Here is a 15,242-nt window from a genome sequence, read left to right on the forward strand (position 1 = left end):
CTCAACGGAAAAATCAGAAAATACACCAAAAACAAAATGTCTTTTCCTACAGATGATGCCGTCATGAAATCAGTGTATCTCGCTTTAAAAGAAGCGACTAAAAAATGGACAATGCCAATTCAAAATTGGGGTATTGTTCTTAACCAGTTTATGCTTATTTTTGAACAAAGGCTCAGATTATAAAATCCAAGCCCTAACTTTTTAACTTACACACTTTGTGGGATAGTGTCCATTCATCAAATAAAATTTAATTCCATCCATCATAGTTGTTGCTTTGCACCAGATTTTTAACAATAATAAAATTATGAAGCAGCAATTTAGTTAACGTCCCTATTCCGGCATCTATTGAGCCTTCTATAGCTCCTACTCCTGCAGCAACAGTAATCAATTGCATCATCCCATCCTAGTCTTTATTGGCTTGTGTAAATGTCATATGTTCAAATAACATTTTTGAACCTACAATTCCAATATATTCAGTAATTGCTCATATAGCTGCACCCGAAGCAAGCTGAGCAACTGTCTGTTTTCCATTTGGATCTACATACTTAGCTGGACTCTGGTAACAATAAATATAAGGATTCAGGTTTCCTGCATTGTATACTCCTCCATTATGTTGCCCATCAATATAATGCTCTGAGTTATAGAAAGGATTATAGTCCGCCAGTGGATCCACATTCAACCATAAACTCACCCTAGGATTATAATATCTAGCTCCATAGTAATAATATCCTGTTTCACCATCCAGCTCCTTGCGTTAAATTTATAAGGACTATTATTACTTGCCTTATTATGATTCTCTACAAATACCTCGCCACTTGGGAAATATTCTATTAAATAAGTTGTCTTTATAAAAGAACCGCTACAATGTTGTGGCGGTTCTTTTTTATTGCTTAAAATTTATAAACGTCTCATATTAAATACGTCTTTCTAACACATCAATGCTCGTTAACATCAACTATTTTGTATTTTCCATATTTTGATAAAATAGATGTTTGAAAATCGTCAACATTAAAATTAGAATAATTTACAAAAATTGCAGATCTAGGATCTAGCTCATATATTTTATTAATTTTAATATTATAGGGATCAATACAATTTTTAATTTTAATTTGTTCTATCACATAGTTCATTTTTATAGAATTTTTGAACCTTACTAATTCACAATAAAAAACATTATCCTTTTTATCGTTGAATAAATTAACCTCCTTCTCCAAATAATAATCATCTTCTCTACAATCAATTTTACAATATTCTGTATATATTTTAACAAAATTTAAAGGGTCTACATTACTTGAGTCAACAAAGTAATTCTTATGATATTTCTTATAAATGTTAAAACTAAAATCTTTATACTCTACTTTTTGAAAGCTATTCTCTTTTACATCTTTACAAGACATAAGACAGACAAAAATTAGTAAAACGTATTTAATCATTATTTTGTTTTTTTATACTCTAAGTTATCAATTCTTGCTCCCATATCTTTCGCACCTGTATTGCTTACACTCTTTCCATCGATCTTTTTTGACCTGAATAGTATTTAGCGGCACTAATATAGAATTCTTGAAATTTAGCCTCTAATCCCCTAGCTGTAAAAACTCTAGCACCCCCAATATCTTCAATAAAAACAAAAATTGGGTTTGTTTCACTGGAAGTATATGTTATATTATTTGCGTTGTCTCTTATTTTTGTTCCATCATTATATGCTGTTACTATCGTACTGTGATAACCATTCGCTATACCAACACCAAAAACATAAACTCCTTTGTTTCCCTTAAGCTGATCCATAAGGTTATCAACAATTCCGGTATTAAAATTTTTGGATGAAAAGTCTGCAACAGAATTATTACTATTAAGTATTTTTCCGTTTAAAGAAGGATGTGCAATTTCTCTATCACCTTGATATCCTAATTTACCTATTTGCTGAATCATTTTATCATAATTATCCAATCTCTTAAACCCAGAACTATATAATCTTCCTAAATTTGTTTCCAAAGCATTAATGCAACACATGCTGCAATTATATCCAGACTTATCTTTCTTATCACTATAAAGTTTATTATTCATAGCGAAATAATATAACGTGTTAAATATTGTATGTCCAGCTTTTGCCCAATTAGAAGAAGGTTTGATTCTTCTACCATCAGGATCTATATATTTGATTGGATTATTTGCCACATAAATATATGGTGATAAAGAGGGGTAATCTTCCGCAAGCGGATCCACATTCAACCACAATGAAAGCCTAGGATTATAATATCTAGCTCCATAATAGTAGTACCCTGTTTCAGCATCAAGTTCCTTGCCATTAAACTTATACGGACTGTTATTACTTGCTTATTATGATTCTCTACAAAAACCTCGCCATTTGGAAAGTATTCTATATTCTGGGTTACTTCACCATCTGCTCCGGTAATATAGCTGCTGGAGCCTAAGTGATCCGGGTGGAACCAATAGATCTGCTCTTCTTTCGGTCCTGTGTAATTATTGACACAATTTCCAGTGTACCCTCCATTTTGTCCATAGTTAGGCGGTGGAGTAATGCTGTTCAGCTGCATGACATTCAGGCTGCTTTGGGTAGCGGTTTGCAGAATAGTATTGGATACATTTACCGGGTTTATTGGTGGAGTGGTTCCTCCTAACGGAATGATCAGCCAATAACAATCAAACATCCCGATATTCTGGCTGGTTCCCCTGCTACCGCACTTGCTGTAGTAAAACAAAAGCCACCGCTATTGCAGTGGCTTTTGTTTTACTACAGCTCAAAGTCACAGACTTTGCGTAGCGGGCAATCAGTAAATTTATTATTTTATTTATACCTTTCTTTTAATTCTTCAGAATATTTTCTATCAAAAATTAAATTAACTTCATCAAATCCAAGAACCAAACCCAATAAAAAAGTATCTTCATTCCCTAAATATTCTATCAAATAATTATAATTCTGATCTTGATAATATTTTTTTTCAGAGATAATCTCGCCATAATGACCTTCACAAATAACTTTAATTCCTATTGAATATTCCTTATCAGAATCCCAAATTAGATCTATATCTTTTAAAAAATTAATCTTTTTTATCTTTAATTTATTATCTTCAATTTTTAAATGATAATAGTTCTTTTCATGATCTAATAATATAAAATCATCTGTTTGAAAACATTCTTCTTCAAATACATATACTTTATATATCCCTTTTAGTTTTAAACCTATCAATGTATTCATTTGCATAATTAATGTGTTAAAGGTATTGCTTTTGTTGATTTAGAAACTACTTGCTCATAATGTTCCAACAATTTTTTCCCTTGCGTTGTTCCAGTTGTAAGGTGTGTAACAAATTCTCCGTTTGCTTTTCTTATAACAATAGATTCACCAAGCTTGGACCAAATTGCGTCTTGTACTGTCATATAATCACTAACATAAGATTCACCATTTTTAACCACATGCTGCATGTATCCTTTAAAGGCGTTTTGTGTTTCAATGGATGAGACTCCCTTTGGTAAAGCTATGCCATTTTTTCTAGCAGCCCCAATAATTTCTGCAGAATGTTTCTTAAATTTAGTAAGCATGTTACTACCGTAGGAAACAGCACAAGGATTTCCATTATGTACTAAAATTTTATTCTTACCTACAAAATATGAATGATAATCCTCTACCTCAAAATTGTAAACATTAAAATTCCCTTTAGAAATAAAATTTATTCTGTCAATTCTTTTGGTAGTATTATCATATAGTGTTACATAATCTCCTTCTTTTAACTGATCTGCATTAAGCCACTTTCCTCCTATAAAGAATGGATGTTCATGAGTTGCTTCTATTACTTCATCACCAATATAAATTTTGAAGATTTGAGAAAAATTTAAAGCATAAGTTTTTATTACTCTTTTAGCTTTTAGATCACTAGTTTTTTCATCATATGCCCAAACTAAGTCACCCTCTCTAATATCTTCAATATTTTTATATCCATCCTCTGTCAAAACTTGAGTTCCTGAAATAAAACATCCACAAGGTTTATATTTCAGTAAGCCTCCTGCTGCTGCTGAAACTCCATAAATAGACAAATTCTTAGTAGCATCAGCACCTTCTTCTTCATATTTTTTAGCCTCCGTTGTTTTCCCTTTGCTTCTCCAATAAGACTGCATTTCCATGCTATGATAGGCACTTCCTGCCTCATAAGCAACTAGAGATCTAGTTGCCCACCCTTTTGTCACATAAACATCTAATATTACTGCTCCAAGATAAACTGTAGCTTGTCCATAAGGCTTATACGTTTGGTTCATCCCCCTTACTACATTTTGTCTCTGATTGGCAGGAACACTACTCATACCATACCCCCATGTTTGCTTACCGTTTGGATCAATTAATACTACAGGACTGTGGTAGCAATAAATATATGGATTAGTATTGTAAGAATTATAAACACCATCATTATGTTCACCGTCTATATAATGCTCAGAATTATAGAAAGGATTATAGTCCGCCAGTGGATCCACATTCAACCATAAACTCACCCTAGGATTATAATACCTAGCTCCATAATAGTAATACCCTGTCTCTGCATCGAGTTCTTTAGCATTAAACTTATAAGGACTGTTATTACTCGCCTTATTATGATTCTCTACAAATACCTCGCCACTTGGGAAGTATTCTATATTCTGGGTTACTTCACCATCTGCTCCGGTGATATAGCTGCTGGAGCCTAAGTGATCCGGATGGAACCAATAGACTTCCTGCTCTTTTGTTCCTGTGATGATACAAAATTTAAAATTTTTCTAGAAAAAAAGCCACTGCAATATGCAGTAGCTTTTACGTCTACTCAAAGTCGCAGACTTTGCATAGCGGGTTTATTATAGCTCAAAGTCATAAAATTTTTGTGTCGCGGGGATAGTTTTTTACTATATAAAGTGCTTTATTACTAAAACTATTTAAAATAACTTCCATTACTTCGATATAATGATCAATAGAACTATATGAAAGCCCAGCTGTAAATATTATTAATTTATCTTTTATTTTCAATAAATAATAAGTGAAGACTAAAAAATTTTCTATCGCCTCTTTAGAATCTAAATTTGGATCTGAAAAACCTAGAATCTCTTCAATTTCCGATTTTAGTTTTAATTTTTCTTTATACTTAATTTTATCATAGTCTGAAAAAATTTTCATTGACTTTTTTATAGGAAAATTTACCGCGACTATATCCTGCCTTTCGAGGAACTGTTGATAATTGTCATCTACATACATCACTGATATTTTCATATTTACATTTATTATTTTGTATGAAAGTTTTTTATTTTAATATTATATGTTTTCAAATCAACATTACGTGTAAAGTTACCACTCAGAATCCGTTTTATGTATTTAACATCTCCTGTTTCGAGTGCATATCTAATAGCAGCATTCATGCTATGATTTCCCTCTGTCAAAACTATTTTTCCATCTTTAGTAACAAACCCTGCACCTTGTTTATTAAATTTTCCCGCCTTCATTTCCTGATAATAAGCTTCAATTATTGCTTTCCCATTTTTCTTATCTAATCCTAACTGTCCACTATAAATATTCGCTTTTTGTGCAAAAGTTGCAATTTTACTTTCCATAGAAAGATTTTTTGTCGTACTATTAAAAAGCTTAATGGATTTGAAAGCATTAGCATTACCCAAAAACATTGTAGACAAATCAATGCCACTTGCTAATAGCTCAGCATTTTTCTCGCCTGCACCTGCTTTCTTTGCTACATATTTTGTACCCTGATGCAATGCTGTTTGAGTAGACTCACCCGTCCATAATTGTGTTGCTCCTGCTACTGTGTTATCGATACCGTTTATTAATACTGCGTAACCAACAACCGCCCCAACTCCTGTTTCTGCGGTAACAACACCTCCAACACCTCCAATAACTGCTTCTACAGCACCACCTACCATTTGAACTCCTCCCCAAGTTCTAGTCCAGAATTTAGATTGTTTCCCATTTGGATCGTAATATACGATAGGACTCTGGTAACAATAAATATAAGGGTTGTTATTCCCAGAATTATAAACCCCTCCATTGTGCTCACCATCAATATAATGCTCTGAGTTATAGAAAGGATTATAGTCCGCCAGTGGATCCACATTCAACCATAAACTCACCCTAGGATTGTAATATCTCGCTCCATAGTAATAATATCCTGTTTCACCATCCAGCTCCTTGCCATTAAATTTATACGGACTATTATTACTTGTCTTATTATGATTCTCTACAAAAACCTCGCCACTTGGGAAGTATTCTATATTCTGGGTTACTTCTCCATCTGCTCCGGTGATATAGCTGCTGGAGCCTAAGTGATCCGGGTGGAACCAATAGATCTGTTCTTCTTTTGGTCCTGTGTAATTATTGACACAGTTTCCATTGTATCCTGCATTTTGCCCATAATTGGGTGGTGGGGTAATATTGTTCTGCTGCATTACTATCAGGCTGCTTTGTGTTGCCGTCTGCAGAATAGTATTGGATACGGTGACAGGATTAATAGGCGGCGTACTTCCTCCAAACGGAATGATCAGCCAATTACAATCAAAAACTCCAATATTATCGCTTGTTCCATTTTTAGTAACTATTCTCTGGCTTCCTGCATAATAATGTTTGGTATAACGGGGTTTTAAAACCGTTCCTAAATCATCAAATGATACACTCATAGTCAGCAATCCATTTGGATATATAGTCGCAGCATGAGAAACGAGAGGTGGTGGAAGAGGCTGTGCATCTCCATTAGTTCTCAGTACGACTCCGGAATACATGACATCTTTAATAATTCTTTCACCTCCTGCATCATAAGTATAGATTGCAGCACCATCAACTTCAGGTGTAGATGGGTTGGTATCTACGAAACGAAGACGGTTTTCCTCATCCCACTTATATCTTGCTTTTTTCTCAGTATAAGTACATGTCTCCTGATTAATCGCAGTAGGGTTCCCTTTTGCATCATATACATAATGCTGGAATTTTACTCCCGGATCATCAGGATTACAACATGTAGAGGATGGTACTAAGTTCGGTTCATCAATAATTCTTGATGGTGCATGCGGATGTGCAGCATCTTCATACTTATAGTTCAGTCTGTACGACGTTGGTTCCATTGCTGTCCAGTTATTATTGGTTGCACCGGTAGTCCATTCGTGCTTCTGGGTTTTGCTCATGATATTATGCATATTATCATAAGACATGGTAACCGTATAGCGGTGGCGTTCTTCCTGCGCCTGGGTATTGATTCCTCTCCAGTTTCCTGAAGCAGAGGTAAGACGGTACAGGTCATCATAGCCATAAGCATAGTTTGTGCCTCCTCCTAATAATCCGTTGACAATAGGTGCGTTATTATGCACCTGCATCACATTGGAAATCACATCATACTGATAGGTATTCTGCATAAAGTACCTGCTGCTGTTTTTCGCATACATTTTAAGCAGCCTTCTGCGGTTGGTTTCATATTCGTAAGTGGTTTCCGTTCCGTTTCCGTTAGCCAGGTATACTCTTTGCTCAAATTTATCATAGCCAATTCCATTGATCATTTTATAATGATTACCATCCTTATCAGAAGAAACATTATTCAGGTTACCGGCTTTGTTGTATTTATAATTCACCACTTCACCATCCGGATAGATAATAGACTTCACACGGTTCCATGTATCGTACTTCCATTCGGTTCCAAACCAATACACTCCTGCTCCCGGCACCGCCACTGAACGTCTCTGGTAAGTAAGCTCGCCCAGTCTTCCGTATTTCAGGTACTGTGTTCCTGTAGCGTCTGTCTGATACCATAATCTTCCTACCGCATTATTATCCATTGCTGAAGCATCCAATGCATTTCCGTAGTAATATTTTACATTATTTTCAGGATATAAAGGATATGTAACTTCTTTGAGCCTTGAATAATCATATTTATATTCTACGGTTTCATTAGCCGCATTGGTTTTGGAAGTCATATTATTGGCCGGATCATACTTATAAGTGGTAACTCCACTGTCCGGATGGGTATAAGAAATTCTTCTTCCCAAATCATCATAAACTGATGTTGTAATATTATTATTTACATCTTTTACCTGAAGGATCTCTCCTATAGCATCATGGGTGAATTGGGTTTTAATATCTCCGGTATTGGAAACTTCATGAACAGAGGTTGTTCTGCCTTTGATATCTGTAAAGGTTTTCTTAACACCTCCCAATTCATCTGTGAAAATAGTTTCAAACATATTTCTCCCCTGAACATCCGTTCCGAAACCATACTTAATGGTTGAGAACAGGTTTTCTCCCGGCAGTTTTGTATACACTACCCTGTCTAAAATATCATACTGACTGATGGTTGGCTCAATAGTATCTACGCCAGCATTATACAGCATATTAGATGAGCTGACATCTTCCACCGTTGGGTAGTATGTTTTTATTGCTCTTCCGAACGCATCCTCTTCTACTTTACCTGTTACAATATATTTCAATCCCTGATTATGAACATCTCCGGTTTTCTTCACCTGAACGGCTCCCCCGAAACCATCTGCAATGGTAATGGTATTGATGGTGCTGTCCGTATATTCCGGGTCATAATGTTTCGTAACGGCAAAAGACTGTGCATTGGAAGCATTAAGCGGTGCATTGGTAATCGGGCTGTACTCGAACTTAATCGTCCACGGAATATTGTTAAAGAGTTCATATGGCCCGGTAATTTCCGTAGTTCTTGCTTTGGCGTCATATACATACTTCATAGGCTGAAGGTTCATATCTTCAGTATAGGTAGGTACTCCGAAACGGAAGTCATACTTCGTTTTGCTGCTGTACCCAAAGGCGTCCTGAACTTTTACCGGATACGTTTTCACATTATCATCATAGGTATACTGATGGAAGAATCTTTGGTTCTGAGCATTTGCAGGCCCTGTAGATTTTGTTATATTTCCATAGGCATCATATTCAAAATCGTAAACTGAATAATTAGTCCCCTGGCTAAGAATGGTCATTTTTGAAAGATTTCCTTTGGAATCATATTCTGCTTTTTTCTCTCTGGTAACCCCTTGTGCTGTATTTTTCACTGATGTAGGCATCATAATGTATAGAGATGGGTTAACTAATGTATAGGTGACTTTACTTGTTACGATTTCTGATGCTCCTATATCTGGATCTCCAGAATCTTCTACTTCCACAGCATTCCCCCATTGGTCATAGGTTTTCATCTTCGTAAGGGTAGTTTTCAAACCAATCTCTCCTTCTGTAAACTGAGAATTGGTATTATCTAATGCTACAAAACAAGCATAATTCTGATATGTTTTTTCATCTTCTTTTTCTTTATATACAAATGCATCGTTCGTACTTTGTATCTTTCTTAATGAATAGTTATTGACTTTAATCGTCCATGCTTTATCATTAACATCCATCAGCCTTTCAGTAAGCAATGCCCCTTTCAGGTAATAATTACTGTTATTAAATCTTTGGATTGTTTTTCTATACACTACATTTGAAGAAACTCCCCCTTGCTTTGTGTCAATCTGATTGACTGTAACTTGCCTAAATCCATAGAATGCTCTTTCTCTTCTGCTGTGGTAAGGCTCTTCATAGTTTACTGTAATTTTAGATACATCCGGACTATACGCATTATCTCCTGTGAAACCGTCATTGTTAATAACACTTTTTAATACATATTTGCTCTGAGGCATATCATAGGTGTTTCCAACTCTCTCATAAGAAACTTCCCATGAGCCACCCATTGGGGTTGTTACTTTTTTCAGGAGGTTGGTGGCACCTATGGTAGAATATTTTACGAGTGCGGAATTGTTAATAAAATTCCCGTTTCCGTCTACCTGTGATTTTACTAAATCCGGATAGCCATCTCCGTTCATATCCATTATCTGCTGCTGAACGTTGCTGTCTCCTTCTCCAAAGCTCGCACTTGGATTTATAGAAATTTTAAAAGAATTTCCTGTAGTTCCAATAGGGATAAGAATGGATGCCGTAGCTCCTATATTCATATTATATCCTCTGGAAACATCCTGCTGGATTGCTGAAGAAGCATTCCACGGTGTAGCAACAAATCTGTTCCCCGTATTCAGCTGTACGCTAAGGTTTCCTCCGGAGCTGCTGACTAAATCTGCTAATCCGTCATTATTTATATCTACCAGTGATGTTTTCTGATCAGAAAGGGTTTCAGATTTTCCAGCTCCAAAAGATATACTTGCATTAAACATGCTCAGCCCTTTAGGTAAATTATCTGTTATTGTCCCTCCTATCGAAGCTCCTATTCCAAGGTTAGAAGAAGTAGTTTTTCCTTCTCTGAATTTATCGTATGAAAGGGTTTCCGGAGCAGCATAAGAATATCCTAAATTAAGTAGAACCTGTCCGTTCACAGCAACTTTATCCAGCAAGCCGTCTCCGTTAATATCTATATAGCTGTAGTCTGAATGGTCTGTTCCGTTAGACGTACCCGCAGAGAAATTAATTCCTGCTTCGGCAGCCTGTTGTGCATTCTTATTGCTAGTATTATTAGATTTTCCTGATAGCGGATAATTTTGCCCCATTCCAAACCCAGAATTAGAATGTTCTGTTCTATGTGAATTATCATTAGCTCCGGGAAGTGTATTGCCTGAAAGCATGCCGATCATATTGGTAAACTGAATACTATTCCCGTTCAATACATCCGGATATCCATCTCCGTTCATATCGAAATAGTCCAGTACATTGATTGTTTCACCTGTAGATGTTGTTTTGTTCAATGAAAAAATGAAGCCCCCCCCCGAAGTTCCTGTATTCCCATTCTTGGCTTTTGACTGTTTAACAGGTGCATTAAAAATTCCTGGAGTGCTTGCCGGAGTACTTTGTGAAAGAATTCCCATATCAGCCATTCCCATCCTGGAAGCAGAAACATCCTGGCCTTCTACATAGGCTGATTTACTGATTCCGATCAGCCTCTGCACATAATCCGTGTTGGTCTGGGCATTAAAATCTTTTCCATTGTAGGCGTTCATCATGATAAACATCCTTTCATTTAAAGGGGTGGAATCATTGGGATTATTCGGAGGCACTAATTTGCTTTGGTCTATTGCCTGGCTTCCATAATCTGTCAACTGGCTCTGTAACTGGCTGCAGGCAGTGGGTAAAGTTCCATATCCGCCATGATAAATAAATTGTCCCCAGTTTCTATACATTGTCCCAAATCTTGCATCATCTTTGGAAAGATTAGTAGATCCTTCCTGATATATATTATCTTTGTCTCTCCCATAGACATTGATACCAAAAGTACTAAATACGTTAGGAGCAGAAGGATTTGACGCTGCAGACTCACGAATTTCTACCTGCATACCCGGAATAGGCCCTTCCAATCCTTCATCAGAAATAAGATCCGAGTAGCATTCTACATAATAATCCATGTAAGAGCCCATATTCTGATAAATAGAAAGGTCTTGAATAGAGTTAACACTCCCGGTCCAATTTATAGTCGTAATCGTCTTGTCAAAAAAGTTCCCCTGCTGTCTTGCGCTTTTTCTTACTACATAGGTGTACTTTCCTGCCGGCTTGCCTGTAAGCTTTGCATAGATGCCATAAGGACTTCCATAATTTCCCCAAAAGTAATATCCCTTAAATGTGGAGGCTGTATTTGTTCTTAAATTGAAAAACTGAAAATCAGGGATGACGGGCAGCTCTATATCACTTCCACTATAATTGATAGTAAGTTTTAAATTATTAAATTTTAAATTTTCCCACGTCTCATTAACATCCGATTTTACCCGGAAATACAGAATATCTCCTTCGCCCAAAACTCCTGTATTAAAAACAACAGGCAGGTTTCCCGTATTAGCCGCCGCATACAGCTGACTACCTATCGTGGTTACGGTACCATTTGATTGTTTTCTTACAACATCAACCTGAATGTCTCTTACTGTTACCGGCTTAATGAATGTTCCTGAAATTATTCCCGAGTTTACATTTACAGGGATTCCTGTTCCTCCTTTAGAGCTTACAAGATTCACATTACTATACTGCCCCAGTGAAGTCTCGGATGAGTCTTTATACCATTGGGTACCGCCCGGATATGGATATAATAAATCAATATATGTGTATTTAATATTTATTGGTAACTCCACTATGTCTCCAACACCATTATCTATCGAATTAACTCTAAAATAAATATAGTCACCTGCCTTCACTGCTACTGTCGGCTGGTAAACTGAATAGCTGCTGCTTACACCATTAAGTATAGTAAACGGAACTAAAACAGAAGATGTATTTGTTTGAGATTTATATTGCTGTATACTTATCTTTACTCCATCAGGACTTAATGATGGATTCTTTAATTTGATGATTCCGCTTAAAGAAACCGTCCCGTCAAAAGGAGCTTTCCATGCCTTCACCACATCATGAAGCGGTGAGTTTTTATAGTCTTCCAATATATCATTACAATCCACACTTGGAGTACTTACAGCAGCTCCTTTTTGAATAGGGTTTGGGGTAAGTGATACATCTGTCGTATATTTTAAAACTCCGTTGTCTACCCTTCCAAAATATACCTGTCCGTTATTTACAATATCCTGTATACCATCACTATTGGCATCCGTAAAATAATTATAGGTAAAGTCTTTGGTTTTAGAAGTTCCAGATGAAAATGATGCACTAACCAAATCACCTGCTGTAGCCTGGAATCCCACAGCATTTGTATAGTTTTTTGAATAAGAAAATGCTTTTGAGTTTTCAGGGGTTATTAAGCTGCCTCCAAAAGGACTGACATCCGGTCCTTTCTTTCTATACTTGAAAACCGTATCCGGTGAGTTCCAGTCATTCTTTAAAATTTTATCCGGCAAGCCGTCTCCATCAATATCTGTGATAGAGAGTCTTCCTCCACCTTGTCCCTCAGTATATTGATAATCTCCACCTAGAGTAGCGCTTTTAATTAAAGGGTTATATCCTTTCGTATCTCCTGCCAGAGCAATTCCAAATGTAAGAGCTCCTCCTACCGTTGTATTTTTAGAGTCTCCGTGTCCTAATAAAGATGAACTGTTAATTCCGGCATCATTCGCAACGGCATCAATAGTGGTCTCAGGAGCATATTGGGAGGTTTCTATATTATTAAAATATTCTATTTTATTGGTATAAAAAATATTATCAGCAGCATCTTTTTCGGTAATACTTTCCAAAAGAGATTTAGAAAAGGCTCCGGTTTTATACTGAAAATCATAGCTTCTTACCTTTGCCCCATCATACAAAACCTGAAGATTTCCTAGTCGTTTTGAAGTTACCTGTACAAATCCTAACCTTGCATTTACCTGTACGTCTTCTCTCTGTTGAGCATCATAGCCAAAATTAACTGTGTATTTTTTTAAAGAAGGATTAGCATCATTAATAGTATATTCTATTTTGCTGGGATACATTTCTTTTCCCCCGTTTCCAAGTGCTCCGGAAGAGCTGTATGCGTTCTTATTATATTCATACTTTACATAGTTTCCATTGGTATCAATAGTTTTATACAATGCCCAATATCCGATATTTCCGGAATTATCTGGAATAGGTGTATCTCTTAATACCGCATTCTCAATCACATTTCCATTTTCATCACCTCCGAAACAAGAACGAGTTCCGTCTTTAAAAGTTACAATCCACACATAATTTGTAGGGTTAGTTCCTTTTCTTATAATCCTGTTATAAGCGCCCTCGATTCTAGGATAAAACTGTCTGTCTGACAACCTTCCTTTTTCAAAGCCTTCGTTTCTGTTCGGCATCGCAAAAACACCAGGACTTACTTCAAAAGTCAGTTGTTCTCCTCCTAAAGAATAAATTTCAGTTTCCTTTCCGCTATCATATCTTGGCACTCCCCATCGGGTATCAATAGAAACGGCAGGTATTGACATATCCCATCCCATCCCCATCCAGCCATTTCCGCTTTCACTACTATAACTTACATTTAATGAGGGCTGTATTCCTGCTCTTCCCGCAGGAAGTTTAATGGGAAAATTTGTTGTTACGCTTCCCATACTGTTGGGTGCAGGAGGAGCAATGCTTACAATTCCTTCTGAAGGGTTTGCCGCTTTTATATCTTTAATAGAATTGGGAGCATAGCTTCCTGTTTCAGGAGACTCAGGAACTTTCAGAATTCCGTTTACCATATCGGTGAAATGGGTGGTCTTTGAAATTAAAGCACTTTGCTGGTGATTCAAAGTATCTTTTTCCAAAGCAATCCATTTTTTTTGCTGCTTGTCAAAATAATAGGTTCGTACATCCTGCTCAGTATATCCTGTCGGGATCTTACTTTTATCATATCCTATTGCCACTTTTGCAGGAGCCGAGAAATGCTCACCATGAGGAAGAAACCGATATCCTGCATTTTGTGAGGTTACATTCACCATTTCCGGTGATAAGGCGGGCATATCTATATCTCTGAGGGCAGTAATAGAAAAGCTTTCCGAACTCTTCAACGATCCTTGAGGAATGACAAGCTCTGCCGAACCCAAGCTTATTTTTTCTATGCCTCCGATATTCGCTATAAACTTTGAAACAGTGGCAGCATTATATTTTTCATCAATACTTCCAAGATTTTGTTTTTTTTCAGAAACTCCTATTTGAAGATTTCTTACTTTATAGCTGTATTTCGACAGATGAGGTATGGTAAAGATAATTGTGTTAATCCCCTGATGAATACAACTTACCGATATAGGTTCGGATTGACGCATCCATCCTTCAGCCTTTTGAAGGTGATTTCCGCCTGCCGCTAATTCATCATTGACAACTTTACTTACTTCTTTATAACTCGCTGCTCCATATAAATCATATTCCAAGGTATATTGGTAAGCTGGATTGATTTTTTCATTTAGCGAAATGGTGAAGATATTATCATACACCTGGTCTATCGGATGATCTGCATCTGTTCCAATAATTCCTTCTTTAATATCTGAAGGGTAATATCTTGTTTTCCCGGATGTTCCTGCATGAACAAAATCATTTTCATATAATGTAGTAATTGCAGGAGCTATATTGGCTGGTTGAATTTTATTTCCGTGTCCCGTTTTTCTCTTTGGATTAGAAGAGTCTGGTATATCTTTGCTTTTTTCCGGCTCTTTATTTTTAATCTTTCTATCCGGAGAGGATGAACCCCCCATAATAGGAGCTACATTGTCTCCTTTATTCAGAAAAATTGAATTGGCATGAGCGTGTAATTGAGACCAACAGGTAAAAAATATAATTGAATTAAGCAATTTTGTGTTTTGTCTCAAAACACTTAATAGTGGCTTTCTCATTATTTGTGTGTTTTTTAAAA

The 15,242-nt window shown here is 36.3% G+C and carries 8 protein-coding genes and 2 pseudogenes; 1 reads left to right on the forward strand and 9 read right to left on the reverse strand.

Going from position 1 to position 15,242, the window contains the following annotated elements; all coding sequences use genetic code 11:
* Positions 1-183, forward strand: a pseudogene (locus C8D70_RS11170) (IS256 family transposase); the annotation flags it as partial.
* 64 nt (positions 184-247) lie between these two features.
* Here the strand turns inward: C8D70_RS11170 and C8D70_RS20810 are convergent.
* From C8D70_RS20810 to C8D70_RS11205, 9 genes and pseudogenes are all read right to left on the reverse strand, one after another.
* Positions 248-397 (reverse strand): hypothetical protein, encoded by a 150-nt coding sequence (locus tag C8D70_RS20810; RefSeq protein ID WP_181416124.1) that lies wholly within the window; start codon positions 395-397, stop codon positions 248-250.
* Positions 398-484: 87 nt separating this feature from the next.
* Complete coding sequence (locus tag C8D70_RS11175; RefSeq protein WP_262509787.1) at positions 485-691, reverse strand: hypothetical protein; 207 nt, start codon at positions 689-691, stop codon at positions 485-487.
* Between the two features lie 244 nt (positions 692-935).
* Positions 936-1,433, reverse strand: a complete 498-nt coding sequence (locus tag C8D70_RS11180) for a hypothetical protein (RefSeq protein WP_146212879.1) — start codon at positions 1,431-1,433, stop codon at positions 936-938.
* Positions 1,434-1,497: 64 nt separating this feature from the next.
* A pseudogene (locus C8D70_RS11185) lies at positions 1,498-2,268 on the reverse strand (RHS repeat-associated core domain-containing protein); the annotation flags it as partial.
* Entirely contained in the window at positions 2,226-2,669 is a 444-nt protein-coding gene (locus C8D70_RS21060) for a hypothetical protein (RefSeq protein WP_228408018.1), read from the reverse strand. The pseudogene C8D70_RS11185 and the gene C8D70_RS21060, both read right to left, overlap by 43 nt.
* Before the next feature lie 137 nt (positions 2,670-2,806).
* A complete protein-coding gene (locus C8D70_RS11190; protein WP_146212880.1) occupies positions 2,807-3,217 on the reverse strand; it encodes a hypothetical protein in 411 nt (136 codons plus the stop codon).
* 8 nt (positions 3,218-3,225) lie between these two features.
* Positions 3,226-4,746: a polymorphic toxin-type HINT domain-containing protein gene (locus C8D70_RS11195; RefSeq protein WP_317047794.1), complete on the reverse strand. Its 1,521-nt coding sequence runs from the start codon at positions 4,744-4,746 to the stop codon at positions 3,226-3,228.
* Positions 4,747-4,852: 106 nt separating this feature from the next.
* On the reverse strand, positions 4,853-5,248 hold the full coding sequence (locus C8D70_RS11200) for a hypothetical protein (protein ID WP_110367372.1): 396 nt from the start codon (positions 5,246-5,248) through the stop codon (positions 4,853-4,855).
* Between the two features lie 11 nt (positions 5,249-5,259).
* Positions 5,260-15,222 (reverse strand): SpvB/TcaC N-terminal domain-containing protein, encoded by a 9,963-nt coding sequence (locus tag C8D70_RS11205; RefSeq protein WP_110367373.1) that lies wholly within the window; start codon positions 15,220-15,222, stop codon positions 5,260-5,262.
* Positions 15,223-15,242: the final 20 nt, after the last annotated feature.

Origin of the sequence: Chryseobacterium sp. CBTAP 102 (assembly GCF_003201365.1) — a bacterium.
In the GTDB taxonomy this organism is placed as follows: domain Bacteria; phylum Bacteroidota; class Bacteroidia; order Flavobacteriales; family Weeksellaceae; genus Chryseobacterium; species Chryseobacterium candidae.